At 61.6% G+C, this 17,132-nt stretch carries 20 protein-coding genes; all 20 read left to right on the top strand.

What is annotated here, in order from left to right; genetic code table 11:
• The first annotated feature begins 42 nt into the window (after positions 1-42).
• A complete protein-coding gene (locus tag L1065_RS01930; protein WP_237093757.1) occupies positions 43-276 on the top strand; it encodes an acyl carrier protein in 234 nt (77 codons plus the stop codon).
• Positions 277-454: 178 nt separating this feature from the next.
• Entirely contained in the window at positions 455-1,711 is a 1,257-nt protein-coding gene (gene fabF, locus L1065_RS01925; protein ID WP_237093756.1) for a beta-ketoacyl-ACP synthase II, read from the top strand.
• Positions 1,712-1,717: 6 nt separating this feature from the next.
• Positions 1,718-2,884, top strand: a complete 1,167-nt coding sequence (gene mltG / locus L1065_RS01920) for an endolytic transglycosylase MltG (protein WP_237093755.1) — start codon at positions 1,718-1,720, stop codon at positions 2,882-2,884.
• 289 nt (positions 2,885-3,173) lie between these two features.
• A complete protein-coding gene (locus L1065_RS01915; protein ID WP_237093754.1) occupies positions 3,174-3,530 on the top strand; it encodes a hypothetical protein in 357 nt (118 codons plus the stop codon).
• A complete protein-coding gene (locus L1065_RS01910; RefSeq protein WP_237093753.1) occupies positions 3,439-4,824 on the top strand; it encodes a DNA-packaging protein in 1,386 nt (461 codons plus the stop codon). Before L1065_RS01915 ends, L1065_RS01910 begins: the two co-directional genes overlap by 92 nt.
• Positions 4,825-4,846: 22 nt before the next feature.
• On the top strand, positions 4,847-6,028 hold the full coding sequence (locus tag L1065_RS01905; RefSeq protein ID WP_237093752.1) for a phage portal protein: 1,182 nt from the start codon (positions 4,847-4,849) through the stop codon (positions 6,026-6,028).
• A complete protein-coding gene (locus tag L1065_RS01900; protein ID WP_237093751.1) occupies positions 6,025-6,246 on the top strand; it encodes a hypothetical protein in 222 nt (73 codons plus the stop codon). Before L1065_RS01905 ends, L1065_RS01900 begins: the two co-directional genes overlap by 4 nt.
• 14 nt (positions 6,247-6,260) lie before the next feature.
• Positions 6,261-6,815 carry an HK97 family phage prohead protease gene (locus tag L1065_RS01895; protein WP_237093750.1) on the top strand — a complete coding sequence of 185 codons (555 nt, stop codon included), beginning with the start codon at positions 6,261-6,263 and terminating at the stop codon, positions 6,813-6,815.
• Positions 6,816-6,851: 36 nt separating this feature from the next.
• A complete protein-coding gene (locus L1065_RS01890) occupies positions 6,852-8,045 on the top strand; it encodes a phage major capsid protein (RefSeq protein ID WP_237093749.1) in 1,194 nt (397 codons plus the stop codon).
• 155 nt (positions 8,046-8,200) lie between these two features.
• Positions 8,201-8,776 (top strand): head-tail connector protein, encoded by a 576-nt coding sequence (locus tag L1065_RS01885; protein WP_237093748.1) that lies wholly within the window; start codon positions 8,201-8,203, stop codon positions 8,774-8,776.
• Entirely contained in the window at positions 8,773-9,111 is a 339-nt protein-coding gene (locus L1065_RS01880) for a head-tail adaptor protein (RefSeq protein WP_237093747.1), read from the top strand. The genes L1065_RS01885 and L1065_RS01880 overlap by 4 nt, the downstream gene beginning before the upstream one ends.
• A complete protein-coding gene (locus L1065_RS01875; protein ID WP_237093746.1) occupies positions 9,108-9,539 on the top strand; it encodes a DUF3168 domain-containing protein in 432 nt (143 codons plus the stop codon). The genes L1065_RS01880 and L1065_RS01875 overlap by 4 nt, the downstream gene beginning before the upstream one ends.
• A 25-nt stretch (positions 9,540-9,564) precedes the next feature.
• Positions 9,565-9,978, top strand: a complete 414-nt coding sequence (locus L1065_RS01870; protein ID WP_237093745.1) for a phage major tail protein, TP901-1 family — start codon at positions 9,565-9,567, stop codon at positions 9,976-9,978.
• Positions 9,979-9,982: 4 nt separating this feature from the next.
• On the top strand, positions 9,983-10,306 hold the full coding sequence (locus L1065_RS01865) for a gene transfer agent family protein (RefSeq protein WP_237093744.1): 324 nt from the start codon (positions 9,983-9,985) through the stop codon (positions 10,304-10,306).
• Positions 10,296-10,514, top strand: a complete 219-nt coding sequence (locus L1065_RS01860) for a phage tail assembly chaperone (RefSeq protein ID WP_237093743.1) — start codon at positions 10,296-10,298, stop codon at positions 10,512-10,514. Before L1065_RS01865 ends, L1065_RS01860 begins: the two co-directional genes overlap by 11 nt.
• Positions 10,507-11,172: a phage tail tape measure protein gene (locus L1065_RS01855; RefSeq protein ID WP_237093742.1), complete on the top strand. Its 666-nt coding sequence runs from the start codon at positions 10,507-10,509 to the stop codon at positions 11,170-11,172. Before L1065_RS01860 ends, L1065_RS01855 begins: the two co-directional genes overlap by 8 nt.
• 21 nt (positions 11,173-11,193) lie before the next feature.
• Positions 11,194-11,826, top strand: a complete 633-nt coding sequence (locus L1065_RS01850; protein WP_237093741.1) for a DUF2460 domain-containing protein — start codon at positions 11,194-11,196, stop codon at positions 11,824-11,826.
• On the top strand, positions 11,823-12,707 hold the full coding sequence (locus L1065_RS01845; protein ID WP_237093740.1) for a DUF2163 domain-containing protein: 885 nt from the start codon (positions 11,823-11,825) through the stop codon (positions 12,705-12,707). The genes L1065_RS01850 and L1065_RS01845 overlap by 4 nt, the downstream gene beginning before the upstream one ends.
• Complete coding sequence (locus tag L1065_RS01840; protein WP_237093739.1) at positions 12,704-13,141, top strand: NlpC/P60 family protein; 438 nt, start codon at positions 12,704-12,706, stop codon at positions 13,139-13,141. Before L1065_RS01845 ends, L1065_RS01840 begins: the two co-directional genes overlap by 4 nt.
• 3 nt (positions 13,142-13,144) lie before the next feature.
• Positions 13,145-17,077 carry a glycoside hydrolase/phage tail family protein gene (locus L1065_RS01835; protein ID WP_237093738.1) on the top strand — a complete coding sequence of 1,311 codons (3,933 nt, stop codon included), beginning with the start codon at positions 13,145-13,147 and terminating at the stop codon, positions 17,075-17,077.
• The last annotated feature ends 55 nt before the right edge of the window (positions 17,078-17,132 follow it).

Here is a 17,132-nt window from a genome sequence, read left to right as displayed (position 1 = left end):
AACCCTGAGGCCCTAGGCTTCAATAAAAGAACGAGGATTGCCATGAGCGACGTTGCTGATCGAGTGAAGAAAATTGTAGTTGAGCACCTTGGTGTGGAAGAAGACAAGGTTGCGGAAAACGCGTCCTTCATCGACGATCTGGGCGCAGACAGCCTCGACACAGTTGAGCTGGTCATGGCGTTTGAAGAAGAGTTCGGCATCGAAATCCCTGACGATGCGGCCGAAACAATCCAGACATTTGGCGACGCGGTGAAGTTCATCAGCGAAGCAGCCTAATTTCTGTTTGATACGTCAAAGCGGCGTCCCTTGGGGCGCCGTTTTGCATTTTTAAGCGCCTTTTTTCAATTTAGACGGGCAGGGCAGCGCTTATAAGCGCAACCGCCTCTTGCCCCTGAGTATTGTGGCGCGGTAAGAAGCAGCCACTATGGACAGTAGTAATTTGGGAGTAGTCCACATGCGTCGTGTCGTTGTCACAGGTCTTGGAATGGTCTCGCCGCTGGCAGACGGGGTGGATGCGACGTGGTCGCGTCTGCTGGCTGGCAAATCAGGCGCGGGCACAATCACCAAATTCGATGCCAACCACCTTGGCACCAATTACGCGTGCGAAGTGCCATACGGCGATGGCAGCGATGATACGTTCAACCCCGATACCTACCTTGCGCCCAAAGAGCAGCGCAAAGTCGATGATTTTATCCTGTATGGCATGGCCGCCGCCGATCAGGCGATTGCCGATGCAGGCTACACGCCTGAAACCGAAGAACAACAATGGCGCACCGGCGTCATGATCGGTTCGGGTATCGGCGGGTTGAATTCCATTGCCGATACGGCTGTGTTGATCAACGAAAAAGGACCGCGCCGCGTGTCGCCTTTCTTTATTCCGGGCGCGCTGATCAATCTGGTCAGCGGTCAGGTCAGCATCAAATACGGGCTCAAGGGCCCCAACCACGCGGTGGTCACCGCCTGTTCCACAGGGGCGCATGCGATTGGCGATGCGGCCCGTCTGATTGCGCTGGATGACGCCGATGTCATGATCGCGGGCGGCGCTGAAAGCCCGATTTCCGAGATCGGGATCGCCGGGTTCAACGCCTGCAAGGCGCTGTCGACCAAACGTGCCGATGATCCGACCACCGCCAGCCGCCCTTGGGACGCAGACCGCGACGGGTTTGTCATGGGCGAGGGCGCGGGCGTTGTGGTGCTGGAAGAATATGAACACGCCAAAGCCCGCGGCGCGAAAATCTATGCCGAAATACTGGGCTACGGCCTGTCAGGTGACGCCCATCACATCACGGCCCCACCCCCCGATCACGAAGGGGCGGAACGCGCCATGCGCGCCGCCGTCAAGCGCGCGGGCATAGAGTCAAGCGCGATTGACTACGTCAACGCCCACGGCACATCGACCATGGCGGACACGATTGAGCTTGGCGCGGTTGAACGCGTGCTTGGCGACAGTGCCGCAAGCTGTTCCATGTCCTCTACCAAATCGGCCATCGGGCATCTGTTGGGCGCGGCTGGCGCGGTTGAGGCAATCTTCTGCATCCTGGCGATCCGCGATCAGGTGGCCCCGCCGACATTGAACCTTGAAAATGTCGATTGTGCGCACACGATTGATCTGATCGGCCCTGAAAAGCGCGAACGCGACATCAACATCGTCCTGTCCAATTCCTTCGGCTTTGGCGGCACGAATGCCAGCTTGATTATGGGTAAGGTGTAAGCGGATATGTGGCGGCACGTGGTCTCGAATGTCCTGACACTGGCGATTGTCGTGCTGTTCCTTGTGGGAGGGGTTATCCTGTGGGGGGCCAACACCTACAGCGCCCAAGGCCCGCTGGACCGCGCGATTTGCCTGCAAGTGCAATCAGGCAGCACCATGCGCCGCGTCAGTCAGAACCTTGCCGATCAGGGCGCGATTTCCAGCGCCTCTATCTTTCGGATGGGCGCTGATTATTCGGATAAAACAGGTCAGCTTAAGGCAGGCAGCTTTCTGATTGAGCAAGGCGCCAGCATGGAAGAGATCGTAGATATCGTCACACGCGGCGGGCGCAACACCTGCGGCACGCGCGTTGTCTACCGGATCGGCGTGACACGCTCGCTTGTGCAGGTCAGTGAATTGGACCCGGCCAGTGGCGATATGGTCGATCTGGCACGGTTTAACCCCGCGACCGAAGACACACCCGATGCCTATACCCAAGTCAAAGACCAACAGGATACGCAATTCCTGATCGCGTTGGCCGAAGGCGTGACCAGCTGGACGATTGTCGAGGCGCTGAACGATCTGGATTTGCTGGAAGGCGAAATCACCGCCATTCCGCCAGAAGGCAGCCTTGCCCCCGATACCTATGAAATCAGCGAAGGCCAGAACCGCGCGGATGTGCTGGCCCGTATGGCCGCACGTCAGGACACCATTCTGGCCGAAGCCTGGGCCAACCGCGCCGAAGGCCTGCCGCTTGAAAGCCCTGAAGAGGCGTTGATCCTTGCCTCGATCGTTGAAAAAGAGACAGGTGTCGCCGAAGAACGCAGGCAGGTGGCCAGCGTGTTTATCAACCGTCTGAACCGCGGCATGAAATTGCAAACGGACCCCACTGTGATCTATGGCATCACCAAAGGGCAGGGCACCCTTGGGCGCGGTCTGCGCCGCAGTGAATTGCGTGCCGCAACGCCGTGGAACACATATGTTATCGACGCGCTGCCGCCCACGCCCATCGCCAATCCGGGGCGCCTGTCGATTGAAGCCGCACTGAACCCCGATGAAACGCCCTACATCTTCTTTGTGGCCGATGGCACGGGCGGGCACGCCTTTGCCGTGACGCTGGAAGAGCACAACCGCAATGTTGCGGTCTGGCGTCAGATCGAGGCGGAACGCGCGGCGGAAACGCAAGAAAACTAACGCCACATTTGCGAGAGGGGGGCGCGATTTCGAAATCGCGCAGTGCTGCGTTTTCCAAAACGCAGCCCCCTCAAGCCTCTGATTTTCCAAGATATTAAAGGTTTGTTAATCCCCACCGCGCGGTGGGGTGTTGCGTCTGCCCTGCGCTTTTATTGCCTGGCACAACCATAACGTGTAATTTCCATATCACGCTAGCAGAGCCAAGGCGCTGATCCACACCAGATCACCCCCCACACTCTGTCGGTCTTTGGCGGGGCAATGAAAAACCCAACCATAGGCAAGATTACAAATGAGCAACATGACACACAAAGGCTTCGACGAAGCCTCCAAAACGACTGCGCTGGAAACGGATCTGCAAAGCACGCTTGCACAAGTGCGCTTTTACGAAAAACGGATCACCGACCTGCTGGATGACATCAACAACGGCGTCTTTGACGACGCCCCGAAAATTCAAAATGCGATCACCAGCCTGCTTCGGGCCAAGGACGCAACAATCGCGGAAAGGGCGCGGCTTTATGACAAAGAGCTTAAGCAACAAGGCAAGCATTCCGAGCATGACATCGACTTCGATGCAGCCCGAACTGCGCTCGGCTGTCGCCTGGCTAAGCTGCGCACCTGCTGCCACGCAAAGCGCCTTTCTGAATGATCTGAGCGCCGATGAATTACGCGCCTTGCCCTTCCTGTTCGAGGTCTGGGCGCATGATCATCAACTCCCCCCCGCGGCAACGGCTGCGGGGGACACCTGGCGCACATGGGTCATCATGGGCGGGCGCGGTGCGGGCAAAACCCGTGCCGGTGCGGAATGGGTCCGTGCGCAAGTCGAAGGCAATCTGCCGCTTGACGAAGGGCGCGCCAAACGCGTCGCACTGATCGGGGAAACCTATGATCAGGTCCGCGATGTCATGGTCTTTGGCGACAGCGGCATTCTGGCCTGTTCGCCCCCCGATCGCCGCCCCGAATGGCAGGCCTCCAAGCGCAAGCTGGTTTGGCCCAATGGGGCCCAGGCACAGTGTTTTTCGGCAACCGAGCCTGAATCCCTACGCGGTCCGCAATTTGACTGCGCTTGGGTCGATGAATTGGCCAAATGGAAAAAGGCCCGCGATACGTGGGATATGCTGCAATTTGCCCTGCGTTTGGGCGACAACCCGCAGCAATGCGTCACCACCACGCCGCGCAATGTTGGTGTGCTCAAAGACGTGCTGGATGCGCCATCAACGGTCACAACCCACGCCCCGACCGAGGCCAACGCCGCTTATCTGGCCGGCAGCTTTCTGGAAGAAGTGCGCACGCGCTATGCAGGCACCCGTCTGGGCCGCCAAGAACTGGATGGCGTGCTTTTGTCGGACGCAGACGGCGCGCTTTGGACGACCGACCAGCTTGAAAGATGCGCGGCCAAATCCATCCCGCCGCTGGACCGCGTTGTGGTGGCCGTTGATCCGCCCGTCACAGGGCATGCAGGATCGGATGAATGTGGCATCGTCGTTGTGGGCGTCGTCACCCAAGGCCCGCCGCAGGACTGGTGCGCCTATGTGCTGGCCGATTGTTCGGTCACCGCCGCGTCGCCCTTGGCATGGGCCAGCCGTGCCATTGCCGCGTGCGATGATCACAGCGCCGATTGCATCGTGGCCGAGGTAAATCAGGGCGGCGATATGGTCGAACAGATGATCCGCCAGATCGATCCGCTGGCCCCGTACAAACCCGTGCGCGCCACACGTGGCAAGGCCGCCCGCGCCGAACCCGTGGCGATGCTTTATGAACAGGGCCGCGTGCGCCACCAGCGCGGCCTCAGCGCGCTGGAAGACCAGATGTGCAAAATGACCGCCCGCGGCTTTGAAGGGCGCGGATCGCCCGACCGTGTCGATGCGCTTGTCTGGGCGCTCAGCGAGACCATGCTTGATCCCGCTGCCGCCCTCCGAAACCCCACCATTCGTAGCCTTTAACCCCTGATCAGGAGCCGTCCCGATGATGAATTTCCTTCGCGGAAAAACCGCCACGCCCCCCGCGCAACAGGGGCTCGACCACAAAGCCCGCGCCTATCGCCCTGTGGGCGTGTCAGGCGGTGGCATCGCGTGGTCTGCACGCGACACAGGCTCGCTCACACGCTCTGGGTTTACAGGCAACCCCGTGGGCTTTCGCGCCGTCAAACTGATCGCAGAAGCCGCAGCCGCCTTGCCGCTGGTGCTCCAAGACGCCAGCCGCCGCTACGATGCGCACCCCGTGCTGGACGCTTTGGCCCGCCCTAACGCAGGGCAGGGCCGCGCCGAACTTCTTGAGGCGCTTTACGGCCAGATCCTTTTGTCGGGCAACGGCTATCTTGAGGCCGCGATGGACGCACACGATGCGCTGGCGCTGCATGTGCTGCGCTCTGATCGTGTGGTCGTTGTTCCGGGCGCCGATGGCTGGCCCGTGGCCTATGACTATGTGGTTGGCAGCAAAACCCACCGTTTCAACGTGGGTGATGTCAGCCCCATCTGCCATATCAAGAATTTCCACCCGCTGGATGACCACTATGGTCTGTCCCCCATGCAGGCAGCCGCCACGGCGCTGGATGTGCATAACGCCGCCTCGCGGTGGTCCAAGGGCCTTCTGGACAACGCGGCACGCCCCTCTGGTGCGATTGTGTATCAAACCCCTGACGGCGCAGGCACGATGACCACCGATCAATATGACCGACTGGTCCACGAGATGGAAACCCACCACCAAGGCGCGCGCAACGCAGGACGGCCGATGCTGCTGGAAGGCGGGCTGGACTGGAAACCGATGGGCTTTTCGCCCTCCGACATGGAGTTCCAGAAAACCAAGGACGCCGCCGCCCGCGAAATTGCCACCGCCTTTGGCGTCCCGCCGATGCTGCTCGGGATCCCGGGCGATGCGACCTATGCCAATTACGCCGAAGCCAACCGCGCCTTTTACCGCCTGACGGTTTTGCCGCTTGCCACGCGCGTTACGGCCGCATTGGCCAAGTTTCTGGCGCAGTTTCACGACGATCAGGTCACGCTCAAACCCGACCTTGATGGCATCCCCGCACTGGCCGCTGAACGCGACCAGCAATGGAAACGGGTGGGCGATGCGGCCTTTTTGTCGGATGCCGAAAAGCGCAGCCTTCTGGGGCTGCCCGCCCTGTCGCTGGAGGACACCGCATGAGCGATCCCGATCTATCCCTGATCGACTGTCTGCCCGCCCAACGCATCACGCTGCACGAACGGGTCAGCCAGTTGCAATTCGATGCTTTGGCCACGCGGCTTGATCGTCTCGAAGACCTGCTGGAACGGCTCGAACGCCGTCTGTGGCTGATCGTGTTCGGTGTTGTTGGCGTGATCCTTGCCCAAGCCTTTCAATCTGTTCTGTCCGTCACCCCATGAAGGAGACTGCACCCATGACCCCACTTCAACGGCCCCTCGAACGCAAAGACTGCGCCACGGCTCTCAACCTGCAAGCGCGCGGTGGCGCAGGCGTCAGCGTTGCGGGCTATGCCTCGCTTTTCGGACTGCCCGATCAGGGCGGCGATATCGTCGCGGCGGGCGCCTATACCCGCAGCCTTGCGCGGCTGGCCCAAAAGGGCGGCACCGTGCGCATGTTGTGGCAACACGACCCCGCCCAACCCATCGGCGTCTGGGACGAGGTGCGCGAGGACGCCCGTGGTCTGTTTGTCAAAGGCCGCCTGCTGATGGATGTGGCGCGCGCCAAAGAAGCCGCGGCGCTGCTTGAGGCAGGCGCAATGGACGGGCTGTCCATCGGATACCGCACCATCAAGGCGGGCAAGGACGACAAGGGCCGCAGGCTGTTGTCTGAACTGGAGCTTTGGGAGGTGTCACTTGTGACCTTCCCGATGCTTCCCCAGGCGCGGGTCGCGGCCAAGGGCCATGCCCTTGATGCGCCCTGTGCCTTCACCCGCGCGTTACAAGACGCGCGCACCCAACTGGCGACCTGAAGGCGCCACTCACCACCAGTAAACAGGATTTTATCCATGCAAACCCCCGAGACCACGTCACGGGCCAGAGAGCGTGTGCCTTCTGCCCCTCAAACGACCACCAGCCAGACCTTCGACGAGGCGCTGACAGGATTTGTCAGCGATCTCAAGCACTTCAAGGCGGACATCACCGCGCAACTCAACACACAGGACACAAAGATGACCATGCTTTCCACGAAAATGACTGCCGCCCGCCCGATGCTTGAAGGGGCCCGTCAAGACGCGCCACACCAAAAGGCCTTTGACGCCTACATCCGTTCGGGCGACGACGATGGCCTGCGCGGGTTGGATATTGAAGGCAAATCGCTGAACACTTCGGTGGCAGGCGACGGGGGCTATCTGGTCGATCCGGTCACATCGGCCACGATCAAATCCGCGCTCTCCTCAACGGCGTCAATCCGGTCCATCGCATCGGTCGTCAATGTCGACGCCACATCCTATGACGTGCTGGTCGACCACGGCGACATGGGGTCGGGATGGGCCAGCGAAACGGCCGCCCTGACCGAAACAGGCACCCCCGCGATTGAACGTGTGTCCATCCCGCTGTACGAGCTTTCGGCCCTGCCAAAAGCCAGCCAGCGCCTGCTGGACGACAGCGCCTTTGACATCGAAGGATGGCTTGCAGGCAAGATCGCCGACAAATTCGCCCGCGCCGAAGCGGCCGCCTTCGTCAGCGGTGACGGTGTCGACAAGCCCATGGGGTTCCTGAGCCACCCAACGGTTGAAAACGACAGCTACGCATGGGGCAACATCGGTCACATCATCACCGAAGAAGCAGGCGGTCTGGGCGATCCTGATAAGCTGGTTGAGCTGGTCTACACCCTGGGCGCCGAATACCGCGCCAATGCGACCTTTGTGATGAATTCCAAAACCGCAGGCGAAATCCGCAAGGTCAAAGACAGCGAAGGCCGTTTCTTGTGGTCTGATGGTCTGGCCGCGGGCGAACCTGCCTTGCTGCTTGGCTATCCTGTGCTCATTGCCGAGGACATGCCAGATGTGGCCATCGACAGCTATGCCATCGCCTTTGGGGATTTCAACGCAGGCTACACCGTGGCCGAACGCCCCGATCTGCGGGTATTGCGCGATCCCTTCAGCGCCAAGCCGAATGTCCTGTTTTACGCCACCAAACGCGTGGGCGGGGACGTCACGGATTTTGCAGCGATCAAGCTGCTGAAGTTCGCGGCCCTCTAAACCGCGCATCAGACAGACCGGCCCCGCGCCACCATGCGGGGTCGCTCTCAGGGCAGGGCGCGTCTGCGGCGTCTAGCTGCTCCCCCCCGATGACCGAGCGTTGCAATCGCGCGCCCTGCCTGCCTTTTGATCCACCCCATTCATAGGACCCTCCCATGACCCTTCAGACCCTTATCTCTGTGCCCGATAGCGCCTTGCCGGTGGCCGCCCTCAAAGCGCATTTGCGCCTTGGCACGGGCTTTAGTGACAATACGGTCCAAGACCCTGTTCTTGTGGGGTTTTTACGCGCGGCCATGGCCTTGATCGAAGCGCGGATCGGCAAAATCCTGATGCGCCAGACGGTCGAATGGACCCGCGATGACCTGCCTGCGCAATTCGTGCTGCCCGTGGCCCCCGTCACGGCGATTGAACAGGTGTTGCTTGCCCAGTTTGATGGCCCTGATGTGGATGTCACCGACACGTTCCATCTGCACCAGGACCCCCACCGCCCTGTGCTGCAAGGCAGGGCTGCGCTTTTGTCCCAAGGCGACCGCGCGGTGATCCGCATGGTCATCGGTCTGGCCGAGGATTGGGCGGATGTGCCGTCTGATCTGGCGCAGGCGGTGTTGCTTTTGGCCACGCATTACTACGAACACCGCGACCAGACGGGGCTGGACCAATCATGCATGCCCTTTGGTGTGACGGCCCTTTTGCAACGCCACCGCCAGATGCGGCTTGGGGGTGCAACATGAGCGCGCCGCGTCTGAACCGCGCGGTCTGGCTGCAACAGCCCACCGCAACCCCTGACGGGGCAGGCGGCTACAATACGGGCTGGACGGAAATGGGCATGCTGTGGTGTGCGATCAAACACGGCTCGGGCCGCGTCAGCACCGGTGACGGCGGCGCTGTGTCCAAGATGGCCCACCGCTTTATCGTGCGCGCCTCGCCCGTAGGCACCTCTAGCAGGCCCATGCCAGGCCAGCGCTTTGTCGATGAAACGGGGCATTTCACGATCACCGCCGTGGCCGAACATGATCCGATGGGCCGCTTTCTGATCTGCTTTACCGAAAAGGAGATCGCGGTATGAGCTATGCAATCGCGGCTGATCTTCAGGCCCATATCTATATGCGTTTGACCACGGGTGATGGTGCGACTGCGCTGAACGGCGTGCCAGTTTACGACGTGCCGCCACCTGCCAGCACAGATGAAACCTTTGTGCTGATCGGCATGGACAAGACCCGCAGCACCCGCGACAGCGCAGGGGCGCAAAGCCGTCACCAGCTGGTGATTTCGGTCATCTGCAAAACCAGTGGCTTTCATCAGGCCAAGACCATCGCAGGCCGTGTGAGCGATCTTTTGCAGGCTGCCCCGCACGGCGTTTTACCCTCTGGCACATTGCTCGATCTGCGTTTTGCGCAGGCCACCGCGCGGCGCATCGACAACGGCGCAGGCCGCAGGATTGACCTGCAATTTGTGGCCCAGGCGGACACTGAAACGCCAACCCCAACCCTCTAAACCCAATCACTGACGGAGTTTCGATATGACAGTTCAAAACGGCAAAGATCTTTTGATCAAGATGGATATGACAGGCGATGGCCTGTTTGAAACGGTCGCAGGCCTGCGGGCCACGCGCATCAGTTTCAACGCCGAAACGGTTGATGTGACCAACATCGCCTCGCAAGGCGGCTGGCGCGAATTGCTTGGCGGTGCGGGTGTCCGCTCGGCGGCAATCTCGGGGTCAGGTGTGTTCCGCGATGCGGCCACGGATGAACGCGCACGCGCCACATTCTTTGACGGGGCCACGCCCGATTTTCAGGTGGTGATCCCCGATTTCGGGATTGTCGAAGGGGCGTTCCAAATCTCGGCGCTGGAATACAGCGGCAGCTTTGACGGCGAGGCGACCTACGAGATCTCGATGGCCTCAGCCGGTGCGCTGAGCTTCACGGCGGTCTGAGCCGATGGTCAACCCCCATCGCGGCGAGGTCGAAGTGCCCATCAACGGCGTGCCATTTACCGCACGCCTGACCCTTGGCGCATTGGCCGAGCTGGAACACGCGCTTGGCGAGGACAGTCTGATGGCGCTTGTCGAACGGTTCGAAAGCCAGCGTTTTGCCGCCACCGATATCCTGCATTTGCTGCATGCAGGTCTGCGTGGCGGGGGCGGCTGGCACGGCGGCACCGATGATCTGATGGCCGCCCATATCGGCGCAGGACCACTGGATGCCGCGCGGCTGGCCGCACAGCTTCTGGCCCGCGCCTTTGGACCGGTTGATGCCAGCTGACGGTCTGGACTGGGGCGCATTGATGCGCGTGGGTCTGGGGCAGGCAGGTCTGCCGCCGGCCACCTTCTGGGCCATGACACCTTATGAATTCAGCCTCTCGCTTGGGCTGGAGCCACCTCAAACCCCTCTGCGCTTTCAGGGCTTTGCCGATCTGATGGCAGCCTTTCCCGACGGCGCAGATGATCAAAAAGGACACCAAGATGAGTGACGCCGACGACTTTGACGCGCTGGACGACGAGATCGCCAGCCTTGGCACATCGTTGCAACAGGCCACGCAAATGGCCGCCGCCTTTTCGGGCGAATTGGGCAAGGTGCAACGATCGTTTTTGCAAACCAGCCAGACCAGCGGCGTGCTGGCCAAGGGCATGGACCGCGGGCTGCGCCGTGCGTTTGACGGTGTGGTCTTTGATGGCATGCGCGTCTCTGACGCCATGCAGCAGGTGGGCCAGACCTTGATGAAAGCGGCCTATTCGGCGGCAATCAAACCTGTGACAGGTCATTTTGGACAGCTTTTTGAGGGCGCTTTGGGCGGTATTCTGGGCGATGCGATGCCCTTTGCAAAGGGCGGTGCCTTTTCGCAAGGGCGCGTGCAGCCGTTTGCCAAAGGCGGTGTTGTGGCCGCGCCCACGACCTTCCCGATGCGCGGCGGCACGGGGCTGATGGGCGAGGCGGGGCCAGAGGCGATCATGCCGCTGACCCGCGGCCCCGACGGATCGCTTGGCGTCAAGGCGCAGGGCGGGGCTGCGCGGCCCGTGACGGTGGTGATGAACATCACAACACCGGATGTGCAGGGCTTTGCCCGCAGCCAATCGCAGATTTCCGCGCAGATGACCCGTGCCTTGGCACGCGGTCAGCGCAATCAATAAACCAATTCGGAGGGCCACGACATGGGGTTTCACGACGTCAGATTTCCAACCGCGCTCAGCTTTGGGTCCATGGGCGGACCAGAGCGGCGCACCGATATTGTCACGCTGGCCAACGGCCATGAGGAGCGCAACACCCCCTGGGCCCATTCGCGCAGGCGCTATGATGCAGGGATCGGGCTGCGCAGTCTGGATGATGTGGAAACGCTTGTGGCGTTTTTTGAAGCGCGGCGCGGCCCGTTGCACGGGTTTCGCTGGAAGGATTGGTCGGATTGGCGCTCGGCCCGCGCCAGCCGCACGATCACGCCCGAAGATCAGGTCATTGCCAAAGGCGACGGGATGCAAACCGTCTTTCAGCTGCAAAAGCAATATATATCGGGCGCATTTTCTTATGAACGGCCTGTCACCAAACCCGTGGCTGGCACAGTGATTGTGGCGCTGGACCGCGAACCGCAGGTGCTCGACGTTGATTTCACCGTCGACGCAGGCACCGGCAAACTGACCTTCGCGGTGCCGCCCGAAGTGGACGTGCAAATCACCGCAGGCTTTGAATTTGACGTGCCAGTGCGCTTTGACGTGGACCGCATTCAGACCTCGGTTGCCACATTTCAGGCGGGCGAAGTGCCTGACGTGCCAGTGGTCGAGGTGCGGGTATGAGCGGCGCGAACACTCTGATCGCCCATCTGGAAAGCGCCAGCACAAGCGTGTGCCGCGCGTGGCATCTGCGCCGCGCCGATGGGCAGGCCTATGGGTTTACCGATCACGACTGTGATCTGGAATTCGACGGCATGATCTTTCGCGCCGACAGCGGCCTGACGGCGCGCGCGGTGCAGCAAACCACAGGATTGGCCGTGGACAATACCGAAGCTGTGGGCGCGTTGATGTCGGATGCCCTGCGCGAGGATGACATCCAGGCAGGCCGTTTTGACGGCGCCGAGGTCACGGCGTGGCTGGTGAACTGGCAAGACGTGACGCAACGCAAAACCGTGTTCAAAGGCACCCTTGGCCAGATCGAGCGTGCGGCAGGGGCCTTTACGGCCGAATTGCGCGGTCTGACAGAGCCTTTGAACCAACCGCGCGGGCGCGTCTTTCAGCGCACATGCAGCGCGGTTCTGGGCGATGCGACCTGTGGATTTGATCTGGGCCAACTGGGATATGGCGGTCTGGGGACCGTGACCCAAGTGCGCTCTGACAGTGTGTGCGTGGTGACATTCGACGACAGCTTTGCGCCTGACTGGTTCGAACGCGGTGCGTTCGAGGTGCGCACGGGCGCGGCCACGGGGCTGCAAGGCCAGATCAAACGCGACCGCGTCGAAGGCGACGGACGCCTGCTAGAGCTGTGGCAGGACCTGCGCGCGCCTGTGGCTGTAGGCGACCGCATCTATGCGCGTGCGGGCTGTGACAAACGGCAGGCGACCTGCAAGCTGAAGTTTGCCAACTTCCTGAACTTTCAGGGTTTTCCAGATATTCCCGGCGATGACTGGTTGATGAGCTATCCTGCCATCACCAGCGCCAAAAGCGGGGGCAGCCGCCGATGAGCCGCGCAGATATCATCGTGGCGGCTGCACGCAGCTGGATTGGCACGCCCTATCAGCATCAGGCCGCGCTGAAAGGCGCTGGCGCGGATTGTCTGGGGCTGGTGCGCGGCGTCTGGCAAGAGGTTCTGGGCGATGCGCCTGTGGACCTGCCTGCCTATAGCGAGGACTGGAACGAAGCACGCGGATCCGAACATCTGTGGACCGCTGCCGCCCGTATTCTGGCGCCTGCGCACAGCCAGGCAGAGGGGCAGGTGCTGTTGTTTCGCATGCGCGACGGCGGCATTGCCAAGCATCTTGGGATCACCGCCACACGCGACGGTGCGCCCAGTTTTATCCACGCTTATTCGGGCCACGGCGTTGTTGAAAACGCGCTGACGGCCCCGTGGCGCAAGCGCGTGGTCGCGCGTTTCGCCTTCCCAACACAAGGAGATTGACCCATGGCGACACTTGTTCTTTCAGCCGCAGGCATGGCGCTTGGCAATGCCGTGGGCGGCACGGTTCTGGGCCTGTCATCTGCCCTTGTGGGGCGCTTTGTGGGCGCCAGCATCGGGCGTTCGATCGACACGCGTCTGATGGGCGGCAGCCAAGCGGTTGAAACGGGCCGTGTGGACCGGTTTCGCCTGACAGGTGCCTCAGAAGGCACGGCCATCGCCCGCGTCTACGGGCGCATGCGCACGGGCGGGCAGGTGATCTGGTCGTCGCATTTTGAAGAAACCAAAACCACCAGCGGTGGCGGCAAGGGCAGCCCCAAGCCCAAGGTGACCAGCTTTAGCTATTCGGTGAACCTTGCGATTGCGCTGTGTGAAGGTCCGATTTCGGGGGTGGGGCGCATTTGGGCCGACGGGGTCGAGATTGCCCGCGATGAGCTGACCATGCGTGTTTACACAGGCACCCCTGACCAGATGCCCGATCCCAAGATGGAAGCGATTGAAGGGGCAGGCGAGGTGCCAGCTTACCGCGGCACGGCCTATGTGGTGTTCGAGGATCTGGCGCTGGCGCCTTTTGGCAACCGCGTGCCCAGTTTTTCGTTCGAGGTGCTGTCGGGGGGCAACCAAGACGCCGATCTGCCCGATGTGGCCGATGCCGTGCAGGCCATCGCCTTGATGCCGGGGACGGGCGAATATGCGCTGGCGACCCAGGCGGCTTATGTCGACAAGCCCGAAGGGACGGTGGCCGTGAACGTCAATTCGCCTTCGGGCAAGGCTGATCTGCCTACATCGATTGATACGCTCGGGGCAGAGGTGCCAGGCTGCAAGGCGACATCGCTGATCGTCAGCTGGTTTGGCGATGATCTGCGCTGCGGGTCGTGCCGGGTTGAGCCTCTGGTCGAACCCAATGGGGCCGATGCACAGGACCCCGTTGGCTTTCGCCTGACGGGTGGTGGCAATTTCGAGATACTGGACCGGCTGCGCTGGCGCATTGGCGATCACGTGCGCGGCGATGCAAAGGCGGTCCCCGTGGATACGCAGGGACGCGCGGTTTACGGTGGCACGCCTGCGGATTTTGCCGTGCGCGAGGCGATCACCTATTTGCGCGATAGCGGACAGGAGGTGCTGTTTTACCCATTCGTGCTGATGACCCAGATGGCGGGCAACACATTGGCTGATCCCTATTCGGACGCGCAAAGCCAGCCTGCCTTGCCGTGGCGCGGACGGATCACGGCCAGCAAGGCGCTTGGCCAGGATGGCAGCCCCATCGGAACGGCGCAGACCCGCGCCGAAGTGGATGCGTTTTTCGGGCAGGCACAGGTGTCGGACTTTGGCGAGGCGGATGGCGAGATCGTCTATTCCGGCCCCGATGAATGGAGCTACCGCCGCTTTATCCTGCACTACGCCAAGCTGTGCCAGATGGCAGGCGGGGTGGATGCGTTTTGCGTGGGCACCGAAATGCGCGGCCTGACATGGCTGCGCGATGATCAGGGCTTTCCTGCCGTAGATCAGTTTATCGCACTGGCCCGCGACGTGCGTGCCCTTCTGGGGCCCGATACCAAGATCAGCTATGCCGCCGACTGGTCGGAATACTGGGGGTATCAGCCGCAAGACGGCTCAAACGACCGTCTGTTTCACCTTGATCCGTTCTGGGCCGATGACAACGTGGATTTCGTGGCCATCGACAATTATTTCCCGTCCGCGGATTGGCGCGACGGGACCGATCACGCCGATGCCCATTGGGGCAGCATCTACAACCCCGACTACCTTCAGGCCAATATCGAAGGCGGCGAAGGCTATGACTGGTTTTACCATTCGCCCGAGGCGCGGGCCGCGCAAATCCGCACGCCGATCACCGATGGCGCTTACGGCGAGCCTTGGGTCTACCGTTTCAAAGATGTGCGCGGGTTTTGGGAAAACCTGCACCACGACCGCATTGGGGGCGTGCGATCAGAACGGCCTACGGCTTGGGTGCCGATGTCAAAACCCATCTGGTTTACCGAAATCGGCTGCGCGGCCGTCGACAAGGGGGCCAACCAGCCCAACAAGTTTCTGGATGCCAAATCATCTGAAAACGCCTTGCCGCATTTTTCCAACGGGGGGCGGGATGAATTGATGCAGATGCAATATCTGCGCGCGCATCTGAGCTATTGGAGTGCGCCGGACAACAACCCCATGTCCGATCTGTATGATGGGCGGATGCTGGATATGGCGCATGCCTATGTCTGGGCGTGGGACGCGCGGCCCTATCCGCATTTTCCCGCCAATCGCGACCTTTGGACCGATGGTGTGAACTATGACCGCGGTCATTGGATCAACGGGCGCAGCTCTGCGCGGGCGCTGGCCTCTGTGATCAAGCAGATTGCCGCAAATGCGGGTGTGCAGGATGTGGATACCACGTCCCTTTATGGCTATGTGCGCGGCTATCTGGATGACGGGGCAGAGACCGCACGCGCGGCCCTGCAACCCTTGCTGACGGCTTATGGCGTGGATGCGTTGGATCAGGACGGCGTGTTGCGGTTTCGGATGCGCGACGGCATCAGCACCGGGCAGGTGGCGCGGGGGGATTTTGCGGTCAGTGACGGGCTGTCGCGTGGCGTGGCCAGCACCCGTGCGCCGCAAGCCGAGATGGCAAGCCGCGTGCGTCTGACCTATGTGGAAGCCGATGGCGATTACGCGGTGCGCAGTCTTGAGGCGGCTTTGCCAAATCAGGACAACACCGCCGTTGCAGGCAGCGAAGTCAGTCTGGCGCTGACCGATGGCGAGGCGCAGCTGATTGCAGAACGCTGGCTGGCCGAAGCGCAGGTGGCCCGCGACACGGTGCGCGCCGCGCTGCCCCCGTCGATGGCGGGTGTGCGGGCGGGCGATACGCTCACGCTTGATGTGGATGGCGCAACGGGTGACTACCGCGTTGATACGATTGAAACATCCGACCGGCTCGAGGTTGAGGCCACCCGCGTAGAAGCAGGCGTCTATGAAGGCGCGGACCTGCTGGAACCTAGCGTCAGCCTTGCGCCCTTTGTGCCGCCTGTGCCGTTTACGGGCATCTTGATGGATCTGCCGCTGTTGCGCGGGGATGAGGTGCCGACCAACCCCTATCTGGCGGCCTATGCGCGGCCGTGGTCAGGGGGGGCGGCGGTCTATTCATCTGTCACGCAAGATGATTTCACCCTGCGCACCGTGGCAGAAACCCCCGCGCGGATTGGCGCCTTGGAGGTTGATTTGCCCAAAGGCCAATGCGCGTTGATCGATCGAGTGGCAACGATGGAGATCAGCCTGCGCAATGGTGTACTGGCCTCGATCGAGCGGGCGCAGCTTTTGGCAGGCGGCAACACGCTTGCGCTTGGGCGTGCTGATGCAGGAGGGTGGGAAATCATCCAGTTTGAAACGGCCGAGTTGATTGGCCCGCGCAGATATCGGCTCAGCGGTCTGGTGCGCGGGCAGGCGGGCACAGATGCGATCATGCCCGATGTGTGGGACGCTGGCACGCCGCTGGTGATCCTTGATGGGGCGGTGCAGCAATTTGATCTGGCCCCCAATCTGCGCGATGTTGCGGTGAACTATCTGATCGGTCCAGATGGCCGCCCGTTTTCGGATGCAGCCTACCGCGCACAAAGTTTCACGACCACGGGCGTGGGCCTGCGCCCCTATGCGCCTTGCCATCTGCGGGCCGAGGATGCAGGCAGCGACTGGGCCATCCGCTGGATCAGGCGCACGCGCAAGGACGGTGACAGTTGGGCAGGGCTTGATGTGCCGCTGTCAGAGGATCGCGAGGCCTATGTGGTGCGGCTGATGGATGGGGCGCAAATCGTGGCTGAATACAGCGCCACACAGCCCTGGATCACCGTGCCAAAACCTGCCAAAGCAGGGCAGGTGGCGGTTGCGCAAATCTCGGATCAGTTCGGCTATGGCCCGTTCCAAACCATTGATCTGCCTGCCTAAAGTGGCAATCATTCGAAATTGTGACCCCCTGCGCCACAAGTTTTGACTTGGCGTG

Source organism: Nereida sp. MMG025 (genome assembly GCF_021654165.1).
Lineage (GTDB): Bacteria > Pseudomonadota > Alphaproteobacteria > Rhodobacterales > Rhodobacteraceae > Nereida.
This window is presented reverse-complemented; position numbering and strand designations above follow the sequence as displayed.

Excerpts from the sequence above, each read along its gene's own strand:
- L1065_RS01930 (WP_237093757.1), top strand. The coding sequence starts at position 43 with ATGAGCGACGTTGCTGATCGAGTGAAGAAAATTGTAGTTGAGCACCTT.
- fabF (WP_237093756.1), top strand. The coding sequence starts at position 455 with ATGCGTCGTGTCGTTGTCACAGGTCTTGGAATGGTCTCGCCGCTGGCA.
- mltG (WP_237093755.1), top strand. The coding sequence starts at position 1,718 with ATGTGGCGGCACGTGGTCTCGAATGTCCTGACACTGGCGATTGTCGTG.
- L1065_RS01915 (WP_237093754.1), top strand. The coding sequence starts at position 3,174 with ATGAGCAACATGACACACAAAGGCTTCGACGAAGCCTCCAAAACGACT.
- L1065_RS01910 (WP_237093753.1), top strand. The coding sequence starts at position 3,439 with ATGACATCGACTTCGATGCAGCCCGAACTGCGCTCGGCTGTCGCCTGG.
- L1065_RS01905 (WP_237093752.1), top strand. The coding sequence starts at position 4,847 with ATGATGAATTTCCTTCGCGGAAAAACCGCCACGCCCCCCGCGCAACAG.
- L1065_RS01900 (WP_237093751.1), top strand. The coding sequence starts at position 6,025 with ATGAGCGATCCCGATCTATCCCTGATCGACTGTCTGCCCGCCCAACGC.
- L1065_RS01895 (WP_237093750.1), top strand. The coding sequence starts at position 6,261 with ATGACCCCACTTCAACGGCCCCTCGAACGCAAAGACTGCGCCACGGCT.
- L1065_RS01890 (WP_237093749.1), top strand. The coding sequence starts at position 6,852 with ATGCAAACCCCCGAGACCACGTCACGGGCCAGAGAGCGTGTGCCTTCT.
- L1065_RS01885 (WP_237093748.1), top strand. The coding sequence starts at position 8,201 with ATGACCCTTCAGACCCTTATCTCTGTGCCCGATAGCGCCTTGCCGGTG.
- L1065_RS01880 (WP_237093747.1), top strand. The coding sequence starts at position 8,773 with ATGAGCGCGCCGCGTCTGAACCGCGCGGTCTGGCTGCAACAGCCCACC.
- L1065_RS01875 (WP_237093746.1), top strand. The coding sequence starts at position 9,108 with ATGAGCTATGCAATCGCGGCTGATCTTCAGGCCCATATCTATATGCGT.
- L1065_RS01870 (WP_237093745.1), top strand. The coding sequence starts at position 9,565 with ATGACAGTTCAAAACGGCAAAGATCTTTTGATCAAGATGGATATGACA.
- L1065_RS01865 (WP_237093744.1), top strand. The coding sequence starts at position 9,983 with ATGGTCAACCCCCATCGCGGCGAGGTCGAAGTGCCCATCAACGGCGTG.
- L1065_RS01860 (WP_237093743.1), top strand. The coding sequence starts at position 10,296 with ATGCCAGCTGACGGTCTGGACTGGGGCGCATTGATGCGCGTGGGTCTG.
- L1065_RS01855 (WP_237093742.1), top strand. The coding sequence starts at position 10,507 with ATGAGTGACGCCGACGACTTTGACGCGCTGGACGACGAGATCGCCAGC.
- L1065_RS01850 (WP_237093741.1), top strand. The coding sequence starts at position 11,194 with ATGGGGTTTCACGACGTCAGATTTCCAACCGCGCTCAGCTTTGGGTCC.
- L1065_RS01845 (WP_237093740.1), top strand. The coding sequence starts at position 11,823 with ATGAGCGGCGCGAACACTCTGATCGCCCATCTGGAAAGCGCCAGCACA.
- L1065_RS01840 (WP_237093739.1), top strand. The coding sequence starts at position 12,704 with ATGAGCCGCGCAGATATCATCGTGGCGGCTGCACGCAGCTGGATTGGC.
- L1065_RS01835 (WP_237093738.1), top strand. The coding sequence starts at position 13,145 with ATGGCGACACTTGTTCTTTCAGCCGCAGGCATGGCGCTTGGCAATGCC.